General features: G+C 63.6%; 17 protein-coding genes and 1 pseudogene. 3 read left to right on the top strand and 15 right to left on the bottom strand.

The genetic code is table 11. The annotated features are described in order from the left end of the window. From NJF35_RS10945 to tssB, 11 genes and pseudogenes are all read right to left on the bottom strand, one after another. Positions 1–217: pseudogene (locus tag NJF35_RS10945) on the bottom strand (type VI secretion system tip protein VgrG); the annotation flags it as partial. Between the two features lie 73 nt (positions 218–290). Then, the gene (locus NJF35_RS10950) at positions 291–806 is read right to left on the bottom strand and encodes an Hcp family type VI secretion system effector (protein WP_225789118.1); all 516 of its coding nucleotides are present in this window, start codon (positions 804–806) and stop codon (positions 291–293) included. A 133-nt stretch (positions 807–939) separates the two neighbouring features. Further along, entirely contained in the window at positions 940–1,788 is an 849-nt protein-coding gene (icmH, locus tag NJF35_RS10955) for a type IVB secretion system protein IcmH/DotU (RefSeq protein ID WP_253101602.1), read from the bottom strand. 1 nt (position 1,789) lies between these two features. Further along, complete coding sequence (tssK, locus tag NJF35_RS10960) at positions 1,790–3,127, bottom strand: type VI secretion system baseplate subunit TssK (RefSeq protein ID WP_225789119.1); 1,338 nt, start codon at positions 3,125–3,127, stop codon at positions 1,790–1,792. 55 nt (positions 3,128–3,182) lie between these two features. Beyond that, the gene (gene tssJ, locus NJF35_RS10965) at positions 3,183–3,989 is read right to left on the bottom strand and encodes a type VI secretion system lipoprotein TssJ (RefSeq protein WP_225789120.1); all 807 of its coding nucleotides are present in this window, start codon (positions 3,987–3,989) and stop codon (positions 3,183–3,185) included. Further along, entirely contained in the window at positions 3,986–4,555 is a 570-nt protein-coding gene (locus NJF35_RS10970) for an FHA domain-containing protein (RefSeq protein ID WP_253091027.1), read from the bottom strand. The genes tssJ and NJF35_RS10970 overlap by 4 nt, the downstream gene beginning before the upstream one ends. Further along, positions 4,552–5,568, bottom strand: a complete 1,017-nt coding sequence (tssG, locus tag NJF35_RS10975; RefSeq protein ID WP_225789122.1) for a type VI secretion system baseplate subunit TssG — start codon at positions 5,566–5,568, stop codon at positions 4,552–4,554. The genes NJF35_RS10970 and tssG overlap by 4 nt, the downstream gene beginning before the upstream one ends. Then, positions 5,532–7,298: a type VI secretion system baseplate subunit TssF gene (gene tssF / locus NJF35_RS10980; protein WP_253091028.1), complete on the bottom strand. Its 1,767-nt coding sequence runs from the start codon at positions 7,296–7,298 to the stop codon at positions 5,532–5,534. The genes tssG and tssF overlap by 37 nt, the downstream gene beginning before the upstream one ends. Before the next feature lie 2 nt (positions 7,299–7,300). Beyond that, positions 7,301–7,711: a type VI secretion system baseplate subunit TssE gene (gene tssE / locus NJF35_RS10985; protein ID WP_225789124.1), complete on the bottom strand. Its 411-nt coding sequence runs from the start codon at positions 7,709–7,711 to the stop codon at positions 7,301–7,303. Beyond that, positions 7,708–9,198, bottom strand: coding sequence for a type VI secretion system contractile sheath large subunit (tssC, locus tag NJF35_RS10990; protein ID WP_225789125.1), 1,491 nt, complete (start codon positions 9,196–9,198; stop codon positions 7,708–7,710). The genes tssE and tssC overlap by 4 nt, the downstream gene beginning before the upstream one ends. Before the next feature lie 50 nt (positions 9,199–9,248). Next, positions 9,249–9,752 carry a type VI secretion system contractile sheath small subunit gene (tssB, locus tag NJF35_RS10995; protein ID WP_225789126.1) on the bottom strand — a complete coding sequence of 168 codons (504 nt, stop codon included), beginning with the start codon at positions 9,750–9,752 and terminating at the stop codon, positions 9,249–9,251. 332 nt (positions 9,753–10,084) lie between these two features. Here tssB and vasI point away from each other — a divergent pair, with 332 nt between their 5' ends. Genes vasI through tssM form a run of 3 tightly spaced genes read left to right on the top strand, consistent with a single transcriptional unit; the run spans position 10,085 to position 15,776 of the window. Continuing rightward, positions 10,085–10,735, top strand: coding sequence for a type VI secretion system-associated protein VasI (vasI, locus tag NJF35_RS11000; RefSeq protein ID WP_253091029.1), 651 nt, complete (start codon positions 10,085–10,087; stop codon positions 10,733–10,735). Continuing rightward, complete coding sequence (tssA, locus tag NJF35_RS11005; protein WP_225789128.1) at positions 10,723–12,177, top strand: type VI secretion system protein TssA; 1,455 nt, start codon at positions 10,723–10,725, stop codon at positions 12,175–12,177. The genes vasI and tssA overlap by 13 nt, the downstream gene beginning before the upstream one ends. A gap of 8 nt (positions 12,178–12,185) precedes the next feature. After that, the gene (gene tssM, locus NJF35_RS11010; RefSeq protein WP_253091030.1) at positions 12,186–15,776 is read left to right on the top strand and encodes a type VI secretion system membrane subunit TssM; all 3,591 of its coding nucleotides are present in this window, start codon (positions 12,186–12,188) and stop codon (positions 15,774–15,776) included. 75 nt (positions 15,777–15,851) lie between these two features. Here tssM and NJF35_RS11015 read toward each other — a convergent pair whose 3' ends face one another. The 4 genes from NJF35_RS11015 to NJF35_RS11030 form a co-directional block, all read right to left on the bottom strand. Then, positions 15,852–16,931, bottom strand: a complete 1,080-nt coding sequence (locus NJF35_RS11015; protein WP_253091031.1) for an autotransporter outer membrane beta-barrel domain-containing protein — start codon at positions 16,929–16,931, stop codon at positions 15,852–15,854. Between the two features lie 316 nt (positions 16,932–17,247). Next, positions 17,248–18,042, bottom strand: a complete 795-nt coding sequence (locus tag NJF35_RS11020; RefSeq protein ID WP_225789131.1) for an endonuclease/exonuclease/phosphatase family protein — start codon at positions 18,040–18,042, stop codon at positions 17,248–17,250. 96 nt (positions 18,043–18,138) lie between these two features. After that, positions 18,139–20,292, bottom strand: a complete 2,154-nt coding sequence (gene glgX / locus NJF35_RS11025; protein WP_225789132.1) for a glycogen debranching protein GlgX — start codon at positions 20,290–20,292, stop codon at positions 18,139–18,141. A 189-nt stretch (positions 20,293–20,481) separates the two neighbouring features. Then, the gene (locus NJF35_RS11030; RefSeq protein ID WP_225789133.1) at positions 20,482–20,748 is read right to left on the bottom strand and encodes a DUF2934 domain-containing protein; all 267 of its coding nucleotides are present in this window, start codon (positions 20,746–20,748) and stop codon (positions 20,482–20,484) included. Positions 20,749–20,755 lie beyond the last annotated feature (7 nt).

The raw sequence follows: 20,755 nt of genomic DNA on the forward strand, positions 1-20,755 counted from the left end.
GCACGTAGCGCAACGGGCGTTCGCCGCGCCAGAGGGTGAACAGGACGGGTTTGTCGAGCAGTTCGCCGAAGGCGACATCGTCGTCGAAGCTGACCAGCTCCAGGTGCAACGTGAAGGGTGTGCTGAGGGCTTCGTGGAGCTTGAACGACACCACCTCGAACAAGGCGTTGCCAACAAGGGGTTGGAAGCTGTAACGCAGATCGGATTGGCTTGGCATACGCATTCCTTGTCTGCCGTCTGTGAGATAGAAAGCCAGGCAGGACGAGCCTGCCTGGGGCATTTCTGCTAGGTCAGACGATTGGTTTGCGCCAGTCGTCGGATCCCTCGGTACCCGCCGTGACATGGGTCCAGGAAATCTTGCGGTACGACATCGACACCTCGATCAATTGGGTAAAGTTCTCGTTTTCCTTGTTTTGTGCGTGCGGCAGGACGGTATTGATCTCCACGATGGTCGCGTCCTCAAGCTTGGTGGTGAAGAAGTGTTCCTGTTTGCCCTCCACAGAGGTGCGGTACCAGTTGACTTCAACGGTCGGCAGCATTTCGCCAGCGGCTAGCGCCTGATACATGAGCGGCGTGGCCTTGTTCAGCGCGCTGGTGAAGATAAAGGGCTTGTGCACACGTTGGCCTGATGGCTGGCCGCTTTGTGGGTCGGTCGGAACGGTTACCTGGTGCTTGATTTCCTGCACCAGGATCTCGTCTTCATGGCCCTCGACAAACACATTGCCGACGGAGTCGGAGGTGAAGGCACCGGCGGTGATCTTGCCTTGGGTTTGGCCTTCGATACTGATATAAGCGGGTGTTGGCATGGCAGATACTCCTGCGTCCAGGTGGATAAACACGCACACCATCGGCGGCGCGGCCATCGGAAACGATGGGCTTTCTGGCGAGGCGTGAACCTCGCGGATTCTTTGGGTTCAGTGATGTCAGGCCACGTGCGCGCTACTGCTGCAAAATGCCGTTCAGCGACTCCAGCACCTCGGTGGTGATCAGGTGCAGGCGATAGCTGTACACCCCGTAGATCACCGCCATGACCACCGCGGAAATCACCAATGGGCTCCACCACGGCCATTGCCGGTGCATGCGGTAGTTGCGTGGGGCGACATTGCTGAGTGGGTCGCAGAGCTGCTCCGGCACCGGGCCGCGAAGTTCGCGGATGACCCCATACAGTTTGTTGATAAGGGCCTGCAGCGCTTCGTCGCCCTTGGGCGCGATGGCGTACTTGCCTTTCAGGCCAAGGCAAAGGCACAAGTACATGAACTCCAGAACGTCCTGGTAACGCTGTGGCTCCTGCATCAATCGCGAGAGCACCGTGAAGAACTTCTCTCCACCCCAGGTCTCGTGATGGAAGATGCTGAGCAGCGGTTCATGGCTCCAACAGGAGTTCTTGCCCCAGGGGCGGTGCATCACCGCTTCGTCCAGGTACAGGCACAGGGCATAGGAATAGGCCAGCAGATGCGCGGGCTCATAGGCGTGCTGGCGCATTTCTTCCAGGATGTTGGTGATCTGGTTGCGCACTTGCTTGTGCACGTCATCGATATTGGGCAGCGCATCGAGCGTGCGCAGGCGCATCACCAAGCCGAACAGCGGCATCGCGGCATCGACCATCGGGTTGGCATAGCCGCCGCGCAATCGGAACTCCGGGTCGGCGGGGTAGCCTTTTTTGAACAGGGGATCGATTTTGGGCTCTGCTTGATCCGTGGAAGGCTGTTCGCTGCCCTGCGTCCCTTGAAGTCGCGTCAGCAAGGGACCCTCGGTCGCGCCCTCGATAGTGTTCCGCGTGTTTTCCATTTCATTCGCTCCTGATCGCCCAGAACTGCAGTTCAAGGCCTGGGAAGTCGCCGGCAATATGGAAGCCAAACCCGTTGCTGCCCTGCATGGCCTGCCAGGCGGGGTTGCGCCGGTCCAGCTCGAAGTAGCTGAAGCCGGCATGGAAGGGCAGCTCCCGTGGTGCCACCGGCAATGGCAGCAGCGGGATACCAGGCAGTTGCAGCGGCACGAGGTCGTTCAGCGCTTGCAGCGAGGTGACCTTGGCCTTTTGCACGAACTGCTGGCGCAAGGTGTCCGGTGGCAGGCTGGCGCGCACGGCGAGGATGAAGTCCGCTTCATCGATCAAGCGCCGGTCTTCCAATGTGCTGGTCATGACGCCGAACTCGAGTGACTCCAGCGCCAGTGAGATCGCGCGAGGCTGCAACACCGTGCTCAGGGCGCGGCGCAGGGTCTGCTCCAACGGTTTGAAAGAGGTGTGCAGGGCGCTGTGGTGGTACGCCGGATAGTCCTGCGGCAGCCGGTTTTCATCGGTGAAGGTCACCAGTTCGCCGCAGGCCTGGCTCAGGCTGAGGTAGAGCTGCTCGGGGTGGGTATGGGGCTGGCGTGCCAGGTGTTGAAAGCACGGCCACCAGCGATTCATGGCTTGCAGCAGATTGAAGTCGCGAATGTCGGCGACACCGGACTGGCCTGACGCTCCCATGCGCGCCGCGAGGTTGCGGGCGCGTTCGCGTAGGGTGTTGGTGATCTCGTCGAGAAAGCGCTTGAGTGCCGGCACCGCCTGGAGCGAAACACTGGTGGGGTAGAAGGCTTCGTCCAGTTGCAGGCTGCCGTCTGGGCGCTTTTCCCGGATACGAGCCAGGGCCAGGCGGGTATAGGCGCTGCTGTCCTCGGCCTTGCGCTTGAGTTGCAGGTTGGGCACGGCCAGGTCCACGTGCACCAAGTCACCGTCGGCGGTGTGGGTGTCCTTGATTTCCTGCGCCTGGGCGACATAGCGAAAGTTGGCGGCATTGTCTGGCCAGCTCACCTCGCGGCCACCTTCGGTACGCAACGGCAGGCACAGGTACACCTCGCTGTCCTGTGTCGCGTCGTCGTCGATTTCCAGCGGCGCAGGTGGTGGCAGATCACCAGGAATGTCGAACACCGTGCCATCCGGCATGATGCCCCGTGCCCGTGTGATCGCGATCCTGCCCAGGCTCAGGTACTCGTCGTTCAACTGCAGTTCGCTGAAGCCGTAGAAGGCGGCATTGAGGCTGCTCAGGCGCTGGTGGAACGCCGCTTCGCTGGCCCGCGCCGCTTGTTGGAAATGCTGCGGCTTGACGAACAGGCCTTCAGGCCAGATGACGGGGTTGCGTGAACTCATGGGCGCTCCGGGTTTGCAGAGGAAAGGGGGGAGGGGCAGGTGCAAGGAGAGCGCATCAGTCTTGCTCCTTGAGTACGATCTGCGTGTCGTTGACCAGCACCGAGAGGACGATCTGGCGGCCGCGCGGTGCGATGCGCAGCACCTGCTGCCAAGTGGCGTTCTCCTGGCTTGCGTAGTCGCCGATCACCGCGATGAAACGGGTGTCGGCGTGGAGAGGCTCGAAGGGCACGAACTTGAACTGGCCAGGGAACAGCAGGTAGTCGTCGTCGCGGATATAGGTGCTGCGCAGTGTCTTGGCCGGGTCTTGCGCGAGCAGTTGATACACGCTGTTGCGCAGCAGGGAGTCATCGCGCAGCTGCAAAATCTTGATGGCGATGGGCGTGGCGATCTGCTCTGCCGCTACCGGGGCAGGATTCGGCAGGTCGAGTATGACCGTGGGGTCGTCGTAGCTACCGGGCGCGCGTTCCTCCATGGGCGAGCGAGCCAAGGCCTGCGCTGCATCCTCGTCCTCCGGCAGGTCCTGCAGGGGGGACATGGCCGGAAACTGCGCTTGCAGGTATTCGAGCAAGGTCCCGACCTTCTCGGTCAGCGCGTAGGGATCGCCTGCGGCGAGACTCACCGCGTAGGGGCTGGGCTCCAGGGTGCCGGCTTTTTCAACCGTGGTATCGAGGCTGTTGGGGTTGCCGTTGAGCGTAGGGCTGGCGTTCATGCTGAAGGCGACTTCGGTTGGCTGATCGTTCGGGGCTCCGACAGGCACGGAAGGGTCCATGAGCACCTTGCCCACCTTGCCCAAGGCCGTGCAGCCAGAAGCACCAACGAGTGCAAGCGACAGTGCGACGGTCATCAATGGCCGACGTTTCATGACGGCTCTCCGGTGATGAGGCGTTGCACGGCGTTCTCGTCGGCGGTCGCTGTTCGATGCAGCGCATCCAGTGCCGCTAAAGGGTCGTGTCCGATGCCTGGCTCGAACGCCTCGCGGATATCGGCTACAGGTGAGCCCGCCAGGTCGGGTTCGTCATGCCAGGTACTGGCCGCATCGGCCAGCAAGGCGTCGAGCACCTGCTGCCCAGGGGTGAACAACGCCTCCAGGGAGCGTCGGCTGTCCGGGTCGTGTTGCAGGTGAACCTGCACCCGGTAGGCCCCGATCCGTAGGCAGCTCCCTTCCGGCAGGCGCACAGGCGGGCGTTGTCCCAGGCTCAGCGGGCTGTCATTGAGAAAGGTCTGGTTGCAATGGTCGATGACGCAGAAGCTGCCCTCGATCCAGCGAATTTCACAGTGGATCGGCTGGATGCCTCGGGCACGGTCCCAGAGCAGCCAGTCGGCACCTTGGCTGCCGATGGTGCCGCCGTTGCAGTCGAACCGATGACGGGCGGTGACGCCGTGCTCCAGCTGTTCGAGGTTGCCGATGCTCAGGGTCAATGTGCTCATGAGCGCCCTCGGATACGGACGACGGGGCTTTTGGTGCCATGCCTGTCGTCGATGAAGCTGGTCCAGCCCAGGTGGGCGCCTTGGCTGCGGTGCAGACAGAAGGGCGAGAGCGCGTTGTGCTTCAGGCGCAGCTCCAGGTCGTAGGCCAGGCCGTCTCGCAGAAGGAAGTCGATCAGTGCGCGCAAGCGGCCAAAGTTGACGCCGCTCGGCAGCAAGTCGCGCAACTGCGCCTGGTCGAGGTCGCTGATCATGAGGGTGAACTTGCTGCTACGGGTGCGTGTGCGGCTGCCGACCACGAAGGTGCTGCCCAGGCAGCCATTGGCAAGGCCCAGGCTCACGCGCTGCGGGGCGGCGGTGGGCACCGAGCGGGCCTCGAACTCGCGGATGTGCACACTTTCCAGGTCGAAACAATGGGCGATGATGCCGGCCACCGTACCGGGCGCACGGCTGCGGCTGGCGATCACACCGGCAAAGCTGAGCAGGCGGCTCCAGGGCAGTGCCGTGTCGCCTCGCAGATGCTTGTCATTGAGGCCGATCAGGGCGAAGACGTACTGCGAGAACTCGTCGCGGGCGCCTGTCTGGAAGCGGATGTAATAGCGGTACTTGCGCCAGATGCGGTGCAGCAGGCTGAGCAGGTAGTGGTTGAAGAAGTCGAAGAATGCCGGGCGTACACCGAGGCCTTGCGCATGCTCGTAGGCCAGTTGTTCGAGGTAGTAGGTGGGCAGCGGCGAGTCGGTGCCGTGCAGGCCCATGAACGTGGTGCAGACGCGATAACGCGCGTCCTGGCCTGGGAGGCGTTGCGCGTTCAGCACGTCCGAGGCTGGAAAAGCCAGCCGTGGATCGCTGGCAAGCCGCACCCGCAGCCGTGTGCGCTCATCCGGCCAGCGTGGCTCCAGGTCGTCACCATGCAAGCCATGCAGCCTCTCCAGCAACTGGAAGAAGTTGTGCCGGTGCGCCTCGGCGAGCAGCGTGTCGGCTAGATCACAGGTTGTTTGCCGGTCAGCAATGGCCATGTGTAGTGCTCGTTGTTGGTGGTGTTGATCACTTCCAGTTGGTGGAAGGCGTTGATGCTGGCGTACAGGGCGAAGAAGCGAGAGAGCACGCAACTGAACAGGTAGAGATCGCCCTCGCAGAGGAAGGCGTCCTGGTCGAGCTTCAGTCGGGTGCGCAGGCCACGAATGGGCAAGCCCTTGATCAGCCAGTCCAGCGGTTCGGTGCGTACCTCGCTGATCCCGTTCAGGCGCTTGCGGGTGGCGCGCGCTTGCTGGATGTCATGCAAGGCAGCGAAGTCATAGGCACCGATGAGTGCCTTGAGGGGTTCTGCCGACAGCAGCGACAGGTAGTTGAGCGACAGGTTGGAGATCAGTACCCATTGCAGTTGGCCATCCAGCACCGGTCGATAGGGGCGGGTAGGGCGGTAGATGTTGCGGTAGCTGGCCAGGGGCGGCGTGACTTCGGTGATCACGCTGATATCGCCGATGCCCAGGGCCAGCGGCAGATCCCGATTGGTGCAGGTCAGGTCGATGGAGGCTGTCTCCAGCTCGCCGATATAGGCACTCTCGTCGGCGCGGACGAAGGCTATGCGGTGAAGGACGCCATCACCGCGCAACGAGTTCTCGATCTGGCACTGGTAGTACAGCGTGGTGCGGCCCTGGACATGCTCGATCTCATGGGCGAACGACTCGAAGGGGCGGAATGCCCGCAGCGGTTCACCGGGGCTGCCATCTGCCGTCGTTCGGGTGCTGATCACCTGGTCGACGCTGAATATTTCGTAGGCATGCGATGGCTTGCCGCTGGGTTTCAACTGAACCTGGGCGTCATGGCCAGACAGGTCGATAGGCTCGGCGCTGTGCTTGAACAGGTTGACCGCGGGCGTGCAGAACAGGCTGAAGTCGTCTTTGCCGACCCGTATCGAGTCGGGCAGCTGGCGGGTGAAGTGGAACGCGATGCAGACGTTCTGGCTGCTCTGGTCGGGCCAGAGCCGGCCCAGGCCCGTCAGGCTGAAGAAGTGGAAACGCTGCGGGAAAACGAAGTACTCCTGCAGGATCCGGTAGCCATCGAAGACATTCGGCGGATAGGGCAACAGCGCTTCGTCTGGGCTGAAACCGGGAAAGGCCACGCTGCTGGCCGGCAGCCGGCGAACCTCGCCGTCGATGGTCACGCTGATGTGCTCGAGGTAGTGCGACAGCCACAGGTAGAGCGTGCGGGCGCAGCGGTCCTCGCCGCTCAGGTGAATGTCCAGGCTGTCGCATCCCAAGGTGTTCAAGGGGCGCTCAACCAGCGGATTGAGTTCGAGGCGAACGATCGAACTGTCCAGTGTCTGGGTCGCGTCCGCGCCGCAGATGGCGAACGGGTACAGTTTCACCTCGGTACAGGTGCGGTATTCGCAGGCGATGCCGTCCACGGGGTGGGAGAACAGCCGCGAACCCTTGGGCACGCTGTGCGACTGGCTGAGCGACTGCTCCAGCGGGGTGAACTGGATGATCGTGGCGCTGGGTAGCGGGCGCAGGTAGTTGGGCCAGAGCAACTGCAGCATGGGGTGCGTCAGCTCTGGCAGGTCGTCCTCGAGCTTGAGCCGCAGCTTGGCGGTCAGGAAGGCAAAACCTTCCAGCAGGCGCTCGACGTCGGGGTCGCTGCTGTCCTTGCCGAGAAAGCGGGCAAGCTGTGGGTTGTCCTTTGCGAAATCTGTCCCTAGCTCGCGCAGGTAGCGAAGTTCTTCGCTGAATCGGTCCTTTAACGACATGGCTACCTTACTCGGGTGTAACGGTTGTGGCCATTGACCAGCAGCTCGATCTGCAACTGCTCCATGCGGTCGTTCACCTGCACCTGGCAGTCCAGCCGCAAATGCAGCTCCAGCGGGGCATGGGCATCAGGCACGGCCTTCAGCGCACATACTTGGATGCGCGGCTCAAAGCGCAGAATGGTGCGGCGAATGTCGGCGCTCACCTGCTGCAGCAAGTCGCCGCTGTTCAGGGCATGCCCGTTGAAGTCGCGCAGGCCCAGGTCAGGGCTGCTCTGCGAGCAACCCTGGCGGGTGTTGAGCAGCGTTTCGAGGTGGCGCTTGATCACCTCGAACCGGTGCCCAGCCGGTTCCTGTCGGGCGTGGCTCCGGCAGGTCGGCGCCTGCGCTGTCAGGCGGTCGAAGAGGCCCGTCATGGCGTGTCGAGGCGGCCGACCAGGGAGATTTCGAAGTTCGCGCCCATGTACTTGAAGTGGGGCCGCACGGCGAGCGAGACCTGGTACCAGCCCGGGTCACCTGCCACGTCCGACACTTCGACCCTGGCGGCTCGCAAGGGACGGCGGCTGCGTACATCGGCCGAGGGGTTTTCCTGGTCGGCGACGTACTGCTTGATCCACTTGTTGAGTTCGGACTCCAGGTCGCGCCGTTCCTTCCAGCTGCCGATCTGCTCGCGCTGCAGCACCTTGATGTAGTGGGCCAGCCGGTTGACGATGAACAGGTAGGGCAACTGGGTGCCGAGCTTGTGGTTGGTCTGGGCCTGCAGACCTTCGGGCGTCTTGGGGAAGGTCTTGGGTTTTTGCACCGAGTTGGCGGAGAAGAACGCGGCGTTGTCGCTGTCCTTGCGCATGGTCAGGGCAATGAAGCCTTCCTCGGCCAGTTCGAACTCCTTGCGGTCGGAGATCAGCACTTCGGTCGGGATCTTCGCTTGCAGTTGCCCCAGCGACTCGTACAGGTGGACGGGCAAGTCCTCTACGGCGCCGCCCGACTGCGGGCCAATGATGTTCGGGCACCAGCGGTAGCGGGCAAAGCTGTCGTTGATGCAACTGGCCAGCAGGAATGCGGAATTGCCCCACAGGTAGTTCTGATGCTGGCCGTCGATGTTCTCGTCATAGTTGAAGCTGTCGATCGGCTGCTGCTGATGGTGGTAAGCGGATCGGAGCATGAAACGAGGCCCGACCAGTGCGATATGACGGGCATCTTCGCTGTCGCGCAAGGCGCGCCACTTGGCATGCCGTGGGCCGGCGAAGATGTCTTTGATCTCCTTCAGGTTGGGCAGGTCTTCGAAGCTGCTCAGGTTGAAGAACTCAGGTGCGGGCGCGCTCAGGAAGGGCGCATGGGACATGGCGCCTACCGACGCCATGTAGCTCAGTAGTTTGATGTCGGGAGAAGAGGGGCCGAAACTGTAGTTGCCCACCATGGCCGCGACCGGCTCGCCACCGAACTGGCCATAGCCGGCGGTATAGACATGTTTGTAAAGTCCACTGCAGGTGATATCGGCGGCATTCTCGAAGTCGTCGAGCAAGTCTTCTTTGCTGGCATGCAGGACTTCAAGCTTGATGTTCTCGCGAAAGTCCGTACGGTCGACCAAAAGTTTGAGGCTGCGCCAGGCGGCTTCAAGTTTCTGGAAATCAGGCTGGTGCAGAATGGCGTCCATCTGCTTGCCGAGCACCCGGTCGACTTCGGCAATCATTTGATCGACGCGATGTTTGTTGATGCGTTGATCGGGGTCATCACTCTTGAGTATTTCCGTGATGAAGGCTGCCACGCCTTGCCGGGCAACTTGATAGCCTTCTTGAGTCGGCACCAGCATTGTTTCGGCCATGAGCTGGTCGAGCAATGTGGTGTTGCTTGAAGCCTCGGTTACAACGTCAGTTGCAAGGGGTGTGCTGTTCTGGGTTGGCATCGGGGGGCGCTCCGTTGTCTTGCTCGACCCTGTGTGGGGCCACGTTTGGTTCAGGCTTCTTTCGGCGCTTCAAGCACCCGTTCCAGTTCGTGCGCAAGCTGTCGACGGGCGCCTTCATCGTTCAGGAGCTGCTGTAACCGTTTGCGGAAGGTGGGGACGTTGCCCAGCGGGCCCTTCAGGGCCACCAGCGCTTCGCGCAGCTCCAGCAGCTTGTTCAGCTCCGGTACCTGGCGCGCGATGTGATCCGGCCCAAAGTCGTCGATCGACTTGAACTGCAGGTTGATCGCCAGTTCGCTGTCGGCGGCTGGGTCGAGCATGGAGGGGACCGACAGGCACAGGCCGACACCTGCGTCTCTCAACACATCGTTGAAAGTGTGCTTGTCGATGCGCATGACCGGGCGGTCTTCGAGCGCGCGGGCGTCATCCAGCCCGAAGTCGCCCAGGGCCAGCATCTTGTGAGGCAGCTCTATTTCGGCCTGCACGTCTCCTGCGGCCGGTACATATTTGATGTTGATGCGCTCTTTAGGCGCGACGGAACTTGTACTTCTGGACATCGGCGCGTAACTCCCCGTTTTGTGTAGGACGTTTCGCGCAAGGCATATTAACTTGGGTTATTAGTTTGTAGGAATTTTCCCAAGTTTCTTTCTTGTCATAATCGTTATGTTGGGTTGCTTGTCGTTGCTCTAAAAAACCATGCATGGAAATATGGCGTCTGGTCGAGTTTAAAAATGTAAGGGAATATTTATTTGTATGCGCTTGGGTCTGTGTAATAGTCTCGTGCCCATTCTGCCGGGCTTCTTTGATCGCTGTCGTGGCGCATGAGTGTCGGAGAACACTTTCGCCCTATGTAGGGCATTTGTACTTTTGGGAAAAGAGTGAACTTACGATGATTACCCGCTATGTCTATGGCGCTGGTCTTTCGTTGCTGTTTTGTATTGGGCCCGTGCTGGCGGGCACGGCGCGGGATTGCCCTACGATCGTGTCCAACCTCGAGCGTTTGGCTTGCTTCGATCAGGCCGCCGGGACGCCGGTGCGCCTGCCGAGGTCGACTTGGTCTGCACCTGAGCAGGATTCGCCGACCTTGCGCCGCGTGATGGCCAACGAGGCCCAGCGAGCGTCAGACGACCTGACGTTCCGCCTGAGCGCCGAGGACGAAGGGCTGGCAGGGCATAGGCGGGTATTGATCTCGGCGCCCGCGATAGCCTCCCCCGAGCCGCGCCCCTACCTCGCTATCAGCTGTGTGCAGAACATCTCGAGATTGCAGTTGATCGTCGGGCAACCCCTCGAGGCCAAGTGGGTAAAGGTGCAGTTGCAAGGTGAGCGAGGGGCGACGAACGCGACGCCCTGGCAGGTGATGGAGAATGGCCAGGTACTCGATGCGGGCAGGGGATTGCCGGCCATCGAGCAGATCAAGCCGGTGATCGGCGCGCACCGTATCCATGTCGTCAGCGATCATCCCGTCGTCGACGGGCTGAGCTTCGACGCCCAGGGCCTGGACCCGCTGATCGAGCAGGCGCGTCAAGCATGTCGCTGGTAGCGCAGGTCTCGGCGCAGGAAATCGCCCTGCTGCTGGCGCCCATCGACCCAGAGGCGCCTGCGGGCCTGTTCGATGTCGAGGATGAAACCTACCAGGCGATCGACCAGGAGATGGTCAAGCTGGGTGGCCTGCAGGAGGCCTCCATCGACTGGTCCTACATCGAGGAAGCCTCCCGCCAGTACTTGAGCCAGCAGTGCAAGCACCTGCGGATCGTCGGGCATTTGAGTGTCGCCTGGTTGCGCAGCGGTTGCTGGGAGCGTTGGGGGTTCACCCTGGAACTGCTGGCTGGAATGGTCGAACGCTACTGGGAGTCCGCTCACCCAAAGCCAGGCCCCAAGGGGTTCTTGGCCAAGCGCAAGTGGGTGGGCTTGGTCACCGGTCGCTTGGCCGAAGCGTTGCCCCGGCTGGACCGCTTTACCTACACGCCGGCCCACGCGGCGGCCGCCCAGCGCGCATTGACGCGCCTGCAGCAGCAGGCGGATACGGCGCAGCTCGACTCGGCTGCCTTGGGCGAGCTGGAGCGCTCGCTGCTCGCGCAGGTGACGCTCGCCAACGGCAGTGTGCAGGCCTGCACGGCCAAGACGGCAACGCCCAAGGCCGAGTCGGCACCCCTGGTCGATGCCTTCGCCCCGGCCAAGACCAGCATCTCCCTGGGCAACGAGCGCGAGACGCGCCGAGCCGTGTTGAGCATGGCCGAGTTCATCAACCAGCAAGACCCATACGACCCCACCGGCTACCAACTGCGCCGTTTCGGTTTGTGGGCCCATATCCAGGCGGCGCCGATGGCCAGGCACGAGCACCGCACGGAGCTGATGGCGGTGCCGGCGGATATCGCCCTGGGCTACGAAGAGGCGATTACCGGCACGGCGATCGACCCCGCCTTGCTGCTGCGCATCGAAAAGAGCGTGACCGCCTCGCCGTACTGGATTCGCGGCAGCTTCCTGGCGGCAACCGTCGCTACCCGTTTGGCGATGGGTGAGGTGGCCGAAGCCATTCGTAGTACCTGCGCCCGGTTCGTGCAGCGCTTGCCCGCGCTGCAGCAGTTGCGCTTCAGCGATGGCACGGCCTTCGTCGATGACCAAAGCCTTGCGTGGCTCGCAGGTGGGCAGGCCCAGGCTGGCCAAGGGGCGCCTTCGCACGCGTTCGGCGGCCTGCGCGAGGAACTGTTCAGCCAGCTGGAATCTGGCGGTGTGGAACCCGTGCTGCTGCGGCTACAGGGCATGCAAGCGGACTTTCGCGCGCCTCGCGAGCGCTGCCACAGCACGGTGATCGCCGCCGACCTGCTCGCCGCGCGGGGCCTCTCGTGGCTCGCCCAGGACCTGTGCGCCAGCGTTGCCCGGACCATGCAGCAAACGACCGCCGATGCGTGGGAGCCGGAGGTCTTCCAACGGCTCCAGCAATACAGCGCCGCTTCGGTGTTGATCGATCAGGACAAGGACTAGGAGCCCTCATGAATCGACTCTGGACATCATTCAAACGTTGGGGCTTGCCGCTGGCCACGCGCATCGGCGTGGCGATGCCGCTGCTGCTCGGGGTGGGGGCCTTGCTGATGCTGGTCGCCATCTGGTGGCTTGGCCCGCACTGGACCTGGCGTGGGCAACAGCTACTGGCGAACGTGGCGCAGCGCAGCGTGGCCAGCCTGGTGCTCGTCCTGGTAGCGCTGCTGTGCTGGTCGCTCGTTCTGCGCGTGCGGTTTCGTCGGCTGCAAGCGGAGCGTCGGCAGGCGCTCGCGGCCGAGGCCGATCCTTGCCTGCCGTTCGTCATGGCCCAGGAGCAGGCACTGAACCGGGGGCTGGCGAACTACCTCGAGCATGCGGGTGGGCGTCGGGCGCTGTATCGGCTGCCTTGGTACCTGCTGCTGGGCGAAGAGCAGGCCGGCAAGAGCCGTTTCATCGAGCACTCGAACCAGTGTTTTTCCCTGACCCGTATCGACCAGGCCCAGGCCCGTGGCCGCCACGCCGAAGACGTCCCCTATCCGGTGCAGTGGTGGATCGGCAATGAGGCCGTCATTCTCGACCCGCCAGGCGAATTCCTCACCCAGGCCTCCTTGGGGAATCACGTGCCCGGTGGGGCAGGCGACACACAACCTGCAGTGCCAGCCGCTACTCCATCCAAGCTCTGGAACCACTTGCTGGGCTGGTTGGTGCGCAACCGAAGCCGCAGGGCCCTCAATGGCCTGCTGCTGGTCGTCGATCTGTCATCGCTGTTGCACGCCACGCCCGCCCAACGCACCGCGCTCGCCCATGTGCTGCGCACGCGCTTGCATGAAGTGAGCAGCCAGCTGGGTTCACGCCTGCCGCTTTACGTGGTGATGAGCAAGGTCGACTTGCTGGACGGTTTCGAGCCGTTCTTCGCTCGCCTTTCGGACTCGCAACGCGAGCAAATGCTGGGGTTCACCTTCAAGCTGGAGACCATTGGCACGTTCGACGCCTGGTTGGACGAGTTCGCCGATCATTACGATCAACTGATCGTCCGGCTGTATGAGCAGATGCTGGAGCACCTGTGTGTGTTGGGCTGCCCGCGACAGCGCGAGGGCCTCACGTCGTTGCACGCGCAGTTGATGGGCCTGCGCCCGACCTTGCTGAACTTTCTGCGCGAGGTGCTGGCGAGCGACCGCTTCACCACGCCGGCATTGGTGCGAGGGGTGTACTGGTCCTCGGTGCTTCAGCAAGGCGAAACGCGCAATGCGTTCGTCCGCGAGGCGGCACAGCCCTACGTGGCCGATCCCCCCTTGCGCGAAGGCAAGCCGCAGGGCAAGGCATCGGTCTATTTCACCCAGCAGGTCTTCCAGCGCGTCATCTATCAAGAAGCGGGCCTTGCCGGCGACAACGTGAAAGTGGCACGCCACAAGCGCCGCCTGTTGTGGGTCGGTTCGGGGGTAGGCGCCCTGGCGATCGCCATTGCCGTCGCCAACTGGCAGCGCTACTTCGATATCAACGGGGCCAAGGCGACCAGCGTGCTGGCCAAGAGCCAGGCATTCAGCCTCCAGCATGTGGACCAGCAGGTGGACCCGACCGGGCGGAACCTGTTGGCGCCGTTGGATCAGATTCGCGATGCGGTTTCCGTATTCGGTGACTACCGTTCGGCATGGCCGGGCGTGGCCGATTTCGGCCTTTATCAAGGGCGTGACATTGGGCCAAGGGTCGATGAAGCTTACCTGAGCCTGTTGTCGCGACGCTTCCTGCCGGCCATTGCCAGTGGTGTCGTCGATGCCATGAGTGCCGCCCCCGAGGGCAGCGAACGACAGATGGCTGCGCTCAGGGTCTATCGAATGATCGAGGAGCGCCAGAACCGTCGCCCTGGCTGGGTGGAGGACTGGATGGCCCGGCAGTGGCAGCTCGCGTTCCCTGGGCAAGGGCAACTGCAGCGAGACTTGATGCGCCACCTGGAGTACGCCTTGGCCTATGCCGATGCCGACTTGTCGCAGTATCGCCAGCGCGTCAGTGAAACCCAGCAATCGCTGCGCAAGGTCCCGCTGCCGCAGCGCGTGTACGCCAGCCTCAAGCAGCAGGCGCGGGAGCGGTTGCACACTGGCCTGGACCTGCGCAACCAGGTCGGGCCGGCATTCGATATCGTCTACCAGCCGGCCGCCGGTGCCGCGCACGGGTACGACGGCATCCGGCTGGCCCCGCTGCTGACGGCCAAAGGCTTGAAGGACTACTTCGAGCCACGCAGCCAACAGCTCACCGAGATGGCGATGATCGACCAGTGGGCGTTGGGTGAGCGCGACCAGGCGCACTACACCGATGCCGACCGCGAAGCCTTGACCGAACGCATTGGCAACCTGTACAGCAGCGACTACATCGACAGCTGGCGGCGGGCCTTGAATGCCTTCGCGGTGGCGGACTTCCATGACCTGAACCATGGCGTCTCGATACTCGAACAACTGACGGGGCCTGCGGCGCCGTTGCAGCGGCTGCTGGAAACCGTGCGGGACAATACCGTCCTGTCCTCGGCGCCGGCTGCAGCAGAGCAGGGCGAGGCCGCCGTGCTCAAGCGTGTCGGTGGTGCATTCGAGCAACAGCAGGCCATGGGGATTCAGCGGGCGTTCGCGGGCTTGAATGCCCTGTTGCAGCCAAAAGGAGAGAGCCCGAGCTACTACGATGAAACGCTCGACGCCATCATCGCCGTCCACGGCTACGCGAAAGCGGTGCAGGACAGCCCGGACCGAGGCAAGGCCGCATTGCACGCGGTACTCCAGCGCTTCTCGATGACGGCGCCCGACCCGATCGGCAACCTGCAACGCATCGCCACCGGGCTGCCCGAGCCCATCAAGCAACAGGTCAGGAAAGTCGCCGAGCAAACCGCCTACGTACTGAATGTCGAGGCACTGCGCGAGTTGGAACGGCGTTGGGATGCCGAGGTGTACAGCTTCTTCCAGCAGCGGCTGGCGGGGCGCTATCCCTTCGTCGTTCGGGCGCCCGATGCTTCGCTGGATGACTTCGAGGCGTTCTTCGGGCCCAAGGGGCGCTTGCAGCAGTTCCAGGACCAGTACCTCAAGGTCTTCCTGAAGGACAATCTCGAGGCGCTGCAGCCTGGCCAGCACGGTGAGTCGCTGATCCGTAGCGACCTGATCGAGCAATTGGCAGCGGCAGACCGCATCCGCGAGACCTTCTTCGATCAACGCGGCAACCTCAGCGTGCAGTTCAGCATCGAGCCGCTGGGGCTCAGCGCGAACCAGCGCACCAGCCTGCTGGACCTGGATGGCCAATTGATTTCCTACACCCACGGCCCGAGCCAGATCACGGGTGTGGTTTGGCCCAATACCCTGGGGCAGCAGGTGCGCAGCAACCTCACATTGCTCAGGCGCAATGGCAACAGCAGCAGCCTGGAGTATCGCGGCCCCTGGTCGATGTTCCGCCTGCTCAGCCGGGGTGCGCTCAATGGCCGGACCGCGACCAGCGTGGACCTCGGTTTCAAAACGGGGGATGGCGTGATGCGCTATCGGCTGAGCGCCGAAAAAGCGTTCAACCCCATTACCCAGCAGCCCTTCAAGGGCTTCAGGCTGCCGCGTACCCTGCTTGGGCAGGTCCATCCCTGAGGGTGATGAAGCCCGCTTGATGAGTCGATCGTACCGGCCCCTTGGCGGCGAACCGCGCGAAGGGGCCGGTACAGGCTACCAACGCATCCTGACCCCGAGGCTGCCGATCAGCCCATTGAGGTCATTGTCATCCACATCGCTGCTGTAGTCGGCACTGACGAACAACGCCACCTTGGGCGTGACCCGCGCCACCAGCCCCAACCCCAGCTCGACGGTGGTGGAATTGCGCGAGCTGGAGATCTTGTCCACCTGGTCCAGCTTCACCGGCTCGGCATTGTTGAAGTCATACCAGACGTTGGTTCGCACATAGGGCTCGATGGGCATGCCGCGCACTTCGTAGCGCCCCGACAGCCTGGCGCCCACCCGGCCGCTCCAGCTCGGTTGGCTGTCGAAGGCCTGCAGGGTTTCTTCCTGTACCTGGTTGCCAGGGAAGAACTGCTGGTTGATCAACTGTGCCTGGGGCTCGATCACCCAGCCGCCACCCAGACCGATGGGGTAGCCGCCTTCTACCGAGAAGGTCATCGCATGGCCGCTGTCGTTCAGGCGCTGGCCGCTCTCGCCGCGGCCATTGACGTCGATGCGCGTGCCCATGGCCACGGCATCGAGGTGCCAGCCTTGCTCGTGAGTCATGCTCCAGTACACCCCCAAGCTCTCGCCGCTGAGGTTGACGGCGTTCTTCTGCTTGTCGCCCAGCAGCCTGCGCGTGCCGTTTAAGCTGCTTTGCAGGTTGTTGTGGCCGACGAATATCCCCGCGCGATGGACATTGCCACTGGCGGTTTCACGCACGAACAGGTCCGGGCCGATCATCAGTTGCTGGCTGGGCGCCTCCAGTTGCTCCGGCGCCTGCGCACCGAGGCGGGGGCTGCCGGGAAAGAACTGCGCCCATTGGCTGGTGACCAGGTCCGGGGCTGCCTGCCCGTGGCGCTCGACCATCTGCTCGGAGAAGGCGTACAAAGCGCTCAGGCCCAGGCCGCTGGCGCTGACCGGGTCCAGGGACAGTTGCGGCATCGTCGGCTGCTGCAGCAGGGCGGCGAAGGGCGCCTCCTCCTCCTGCAGGTCGAGCGCGAAGGTTTCCACCGGGGTTGCCAGGAGCAGCGACGTGGAAACCGCGCAGAAAATGCAGTCGAAACGCACAGGATTCGAGGTTCTTTTCATGGCGGATCTCCTCTGTTGTGTGTACAGCCCAAGGACCTGGCCTGATGTCACGAGCTGTACGACCGAACAGAGGGCGACTCAAACCAGCACGCAAGCCGGCCCGAGCGCGCACGAAAGGCGCGAGCTAGAGGCCCGGCGCGAGTTTTTCACGACTGGTGATAACGTTCAGCTAAGGAGAGGTCGGCGCCTGCGTCAAGAAAACGTGGAAACGCCGACAAGGTGGCAGGACAAGGTGCAACTCATTGAATACATGAGTAAATGATGCGTCTATAGCGAGGAAGGTTCTTTGCCGCTGCCCGGCTATGCCGAATCATTGCTAGAGCCGGACTTCCACCGCCAGCGGCAGGTGATCGGAGAGGTGTGTCCAGGGCCTGTGGCCGAGGATCTTCGGGGCGTGGCTCTCGGCGTTGCGCAGGTAGACGCGGTCCAGGCGCAGCAGCGGCAGGCGCGCCGGGTAGGTGCGGGCGAGCAGGCCATGGTGGCGTTCGAAGGCCTCGTGCAGGCCGCGCTCGCGGCCCAGGGTGCGGTTGCCGCGCAACTGCCAGTCGTTGAAGTCGCCGGCGATGATCACCGGGGCATCCGCCGGCAAGGCGTCGAGCAGCTTGCGCAGCAGGCGCAGCTGCTTCTGCCGGTGACGCTCGAGCAATGACAGGTGCACGCAGATCGCATGCACCTGGCGCTGCCCGGGCACATCGAGGATGCAGTGCAACAGGCCACGGCGCTCGGGGCCGGTGATCGACACGTCGAGGTTGCGGTGCTCGATGATCGGGTATTTCGACAGCAGGGCGTTGCCGTGGTGGCCATCGGGGTAGACGGCGTTGCGCCCGTAGGCGAAGTCGCTCCACATGCTGTCGGCGAGGAACTCGTACTGGGAGGTCTGCGGCCAGCCGGGGTAGCGTGCGGCGTGGCGGTCGTGGCTGCCGAGCACTTCCTGGAGGAAGACGATGTCGGCCTGGGTGCTGCGCACCGCTTCGCGCAGTTCCGGCAGGATGAAGCGCCGGTTGAAGGCGGTGAAACCCTTGTGCGTGTTGACCGTCAGGACCCGTACCCGGTGTACGGCCGGGGCCTGGCTGACGGTGGCGAAACCTGGACTGCCGGCTTCGAGGTTCACGGTGGCTCCTGGTATCCATCTGCGACGAGAAGCATCGCCACCCCTGTGGGCGCGGCGGCCGATCTACAGTCTAGGACCGAACCATGCCGCTCGGGTTCACTCCTCCTCGCGTTGCAACACCATCAGCAGCAGCGAGCGCCCCTTGACCTCGAACTGGGTGTCGAACGCCAGGTGCTGCGGCTTGCGCATCTGTGGCCGGTCGGTGTCGACCAGGCAGCTCCAGTAGTCGCCTTCCGGCACCGTCGGCAACTGGAAGGGCACGGTGTCGTGGTAGGCATTGACGATCAGCAGCAGGGTAGCCTCGCCCCCGGGGCGGGCGATGCCGCTGACCTGGGCACGGCCGTCCATGAGCATTCCCAGGCAGCGGCCATGGGGATCCTCCCATTGCTCCACGGTCATCTCGCTGCCATCGGGCGCCAGCCAGGTGACGTCCTTGACGCCGATCGCCTCGTTGTAGTCGCCGACCAGAAAGCGCGAGCGCCGCAGCACCGGGTAGGCCAGGCGCAGGCGGGTCAGGCGCTTGACGAAGGCCAAAAGCTCGGCGCCGTCCTGGTCCAGGTCCCAGTTGATCCAGCCGATCTCGCTGTCCTGGCAGTAGGCATTGTTGTTGCCATGCTGGGTGCGGCTGAACTCGTCGCCGGCGACGATCATCGGCGTGCCCTGGGCCAGCAGCAGGGTGGCGAAGAAGTTGCGCATCTGGCGCATGCGCAGGGCATTGACCTGTGGGTCGTCGGTGGGGCCCTCGACGCCGCAGTTCCACGACAGGTTGTTGTCGGTGCCGTCCTGGTTGTTCTCGTCGTTGTCCTCGTTGTGCTTGTCGTTGTACGAGACCAGGTCGCGCAGGGTGAAGCCATCGTGGGCGGTGACGAAGTTGACCGAACTGTAGGGGCGCCGGCCCCGGTTGTTGAACAGGTCGCCCGAGGCGGTCATGCGCGCGGCGAAGTCTGCCAGTTGGCCTTCGTCGCCTTTCCAGAACGCCCGCACGGTGTCGCGGAAACGGTCGTTCCACTCGGCCCAGCCGGGGGCGAAGTTGCCGACCTGGTAGCCGCCCGGGCCGCAGTCCCAGGGTTCGGCGATCAGTTTGACCTGGCGCAGCAGCGGGTCCTGGCGGCAGGTCACGAGGAAGCTGTGGCGCTCGCTGTAGCCGTCATGGTAGCGGCCGAGGATGGTCGCCAGGTCGAAGCGAAAGCCATCCACGTGCATCTCCCCGGCCCAGTAGCGCAGCGAGTCGGTGACCAGTTGCAGCACGCAAGGGTGGCTCAGATCGAGGGTGTTGCCGGTGCCCGAGTCGTTGATGTAGTAGCGTCGGTCGTCGGGCATCAGGCGGTAGTAGGAGGCGTTGTCGATGCCGCGCATGGACAGGGTCGGGCCCAGCTCGTTGCCCTCGGCGGTATGGTTGTAGACCACGTCGAGGATCAGTTCGAGCCCGGCGTCATGCAGGTGCGCGACCATCTCCTTGAATTCGGCGATCTTGCCACTGGCCAGGTAGCGCGGGTGCGGGGCGAAGAAGGCGATGCTGTTGTAGCCCCAGTAGTTGTTCAGGCCCTTGTCCAGCAGGTGCTGGTCGTTGACGAAGGCGTGGATCGGCAGCAGTTCGATGGACGAGACGCCCAGCTCCTTGATGTGCTTGAGCAGCTCGTCGTTGGCCAACCCGGCGAAGGTGCCGCGATGGGCTTCGGGCACCGCCGGGTGGCGCATGCTGATGCCGCGGGTGTGGGCCTCGTAGAGGATGGTGCGCTCCCAGGGGATCTGTACCCGCTGGTCACGGCCCCAGGTGAACGCCGGGTCGATCACCTTGCACTTGGGTACGAAGGGCGCGCTGTCGCGTTCGTCGAAGGAGAGGTCGCCGTCGGGGTGGCCGATGGTGTAGCCGAACAGCGCCTCGGACCATTTCAGCCCGCCCACCAGTTGCTTGGCGTAAGGGTCGATCAGCAGCTTGTTGGGGTTGAAGCGGTGGCCGTTCTCCGGCTCGTAGGGGCCGTGGACGCGGTAGCCGTAGACCAGCCCCGGGTGCGCGTCGGGCAGGTAGCCGTGGTAGATCTCGTCGGTGTATTCGGGCAGTTCGATGCGTTCGAGCTCTTGCTCGCCGCTGGAGTCGAACAGGCACAGCTCGACCTTGGTGGCGTTGGCCGAGAACAGGGCGAAGTTGACCCCCAGGCCGTCCCAGGTGGCGCCCAGGGGGAAGGGCAAGCCTTCGCGGATGCGCGAGGGGGCGACGGAGCGGGTTTTCTTCGGAGTGCGGGGGCTCATGGTAGTCCTCGTATGGCCGGGTCAAAGGGGCATGGGGGCTGCTGTGCAGCCCGTCGCCGGCAAGCCAACGCCCACGGTGTCCTTTGCATGACACCTGCTTCGGGGGCACCGCAGCCCCCTGTGGGAGCCGGCTTGCCGGCGATGGGCCGCACAGCGGCCGCAGAGGCGGCTGGACGATTACGCAGGGCCTCAGCCCGCCGTCGGCTTCTTCACCGCACGTGGCTTTTTCGCCGCCGCCGGTTTCGCCACCGGTGCGGCCACGGCCTTGGGTTCGGCCGTCGCCTTCGGCTTGGCCGGCGCCCGCTTGCGCGGGGCCGCCTTGGGGGCCAGGGCCTCGGCTTCGGCGAGCTTGCGTGCCATGTCCCAGTGACGCTCTTGCTGGCCTACGGGTTTGCCTTCCGATTCCCAGATCTGGTAGGCGAATTCGCGAATACGCTTTTCATCGACACTCATCATGACGCTC

Source organism: Pseudomonas guariconensis, assembly GCF_024127895.1.
Taxonomy (GTDB): Bacteria; Pseudomonadota; Gammaproteobacteria; order Pseudomonadales; family Pseudomonadaceae; genus Aquipseudomonas; species Aquipseudomonas guariconensis_B.

What these genes read in the sequence shown, in the direction of transcription:
- NJF35_RS10950 (WP_225789118.1), bottom strand. Translation starts at nt 806, where the DNA reads ATGCCAACACCCGCTTATATCAGTATCGAAGGCCAAACCCAAGGCAAG.
- icmH (WP_253101602.1), bottom strand. Translation starts at nt 1,788, where the DNA reads ATGGAAAACACGCGGAACACTATCGAGGGCGCGACCGAGGGTCCCTTG.
- tssK (WP_225789119.1), bottom strand. Translation starts at nt 3,127, where the DNA reads ATGAGTTCACGCAACCCCGTCATCTGGCCTGAAGGCCTGTTCGTCAAG.
- tssJ (WP_225789120.1), bottom strand. Translation starts at nt 3,989, where the DNA reads ATGAAACGTCGGCCATTGATGACCGTCGCACTGTCGCTTGCACTCGTT.
- NJF35_RS10970 (WP_253091027.1), bottom strand. Translation starts at nt 4,555, where the DNA reads ATGAGCACATTGACCCTGAGCATCGGCAACCTCGAACAGCTGGAGCAC.
- tssG (WP_225789122.1), bottom strand. Translation starts at nt 5,568, where the DNA reads ATGGCCATTGCTGACCGGCAAACAACCTGTGATCTAGCCGACACGCTG.
- tssF (WP_253091028.1), bottom strand. Translation starts at nt 7,298, where the DNA reads ATGTCGTTAAAGGACCGATTCAGCGAAGAACTTCGCTACCTGCGCGAG.
- tssE (WP_225789124.1), bottom strand. Translation starts at nt 7,711, where the DNA reads ATGACGGGCCTCTTCGACCGCCTGACAGCGCAGGCGCCGACCTGCCGG.
- tssC (WP_225789125.1), bottom strand. Translation starts at nt 9,198, where the DNA reads ATGCCAACCCAGAACAGCACACCCCTTGCAACTGACGTTGTAACCGAG.
- tssB (WP_225789126.1), bottom strand. Translation starts at nt 9,752, where the DNA reads ATGTCCAGAAGTACAAGTTCCGTCGCGCCTAAAGAGCGCATCAACATC.
- vasI (WP_253091029.1), top strand. Translation starts at nt 10,085, where the DNA reads ATGATTACCCGCTATGTCTATGGCGCTGGTCTTTCGTTGCTGTTTTGT.
- tssA (WP_225789128.1), top strand. Translation starts at nt 10,723, where the DNA reads ATGTCGCTGGTAGCGCAGGTCTCGGCGCAGGAAATCGCCCTGCTGCTG.
- tssM (WP_253091030.1), top strand. Translation starts at nt 12,186, where the DNA reads ATGAATCGACTCTGGACATCATTCAAACGTTGGGGCTTGCCGCTGGCC.
- NJF35_RS11015 (WP_253091031.1), bottom strand. Translation starts at nt 16,931, where the DNA reads ATGAAAAGAACCTCGAATCCTGTGCGTTTCGACTGCATTTTCTGCGCG.
- glgX (WP_225789132.1), bottom strand. Translation starts at nt 20,292, where the DNA reads ATGAGCCCCCGCACTCCGAAGAAAACCCGCTCCGTCGCCCCCTCGCGC.
- NJF35_RS11030 (WP_225789133.1), bottom strand. Translation starts at nt 20,748, where the DNA reads ATGATGAGTGTCGATGAAAAGCGTATTCGCGAATTCGCCTACCAGATC.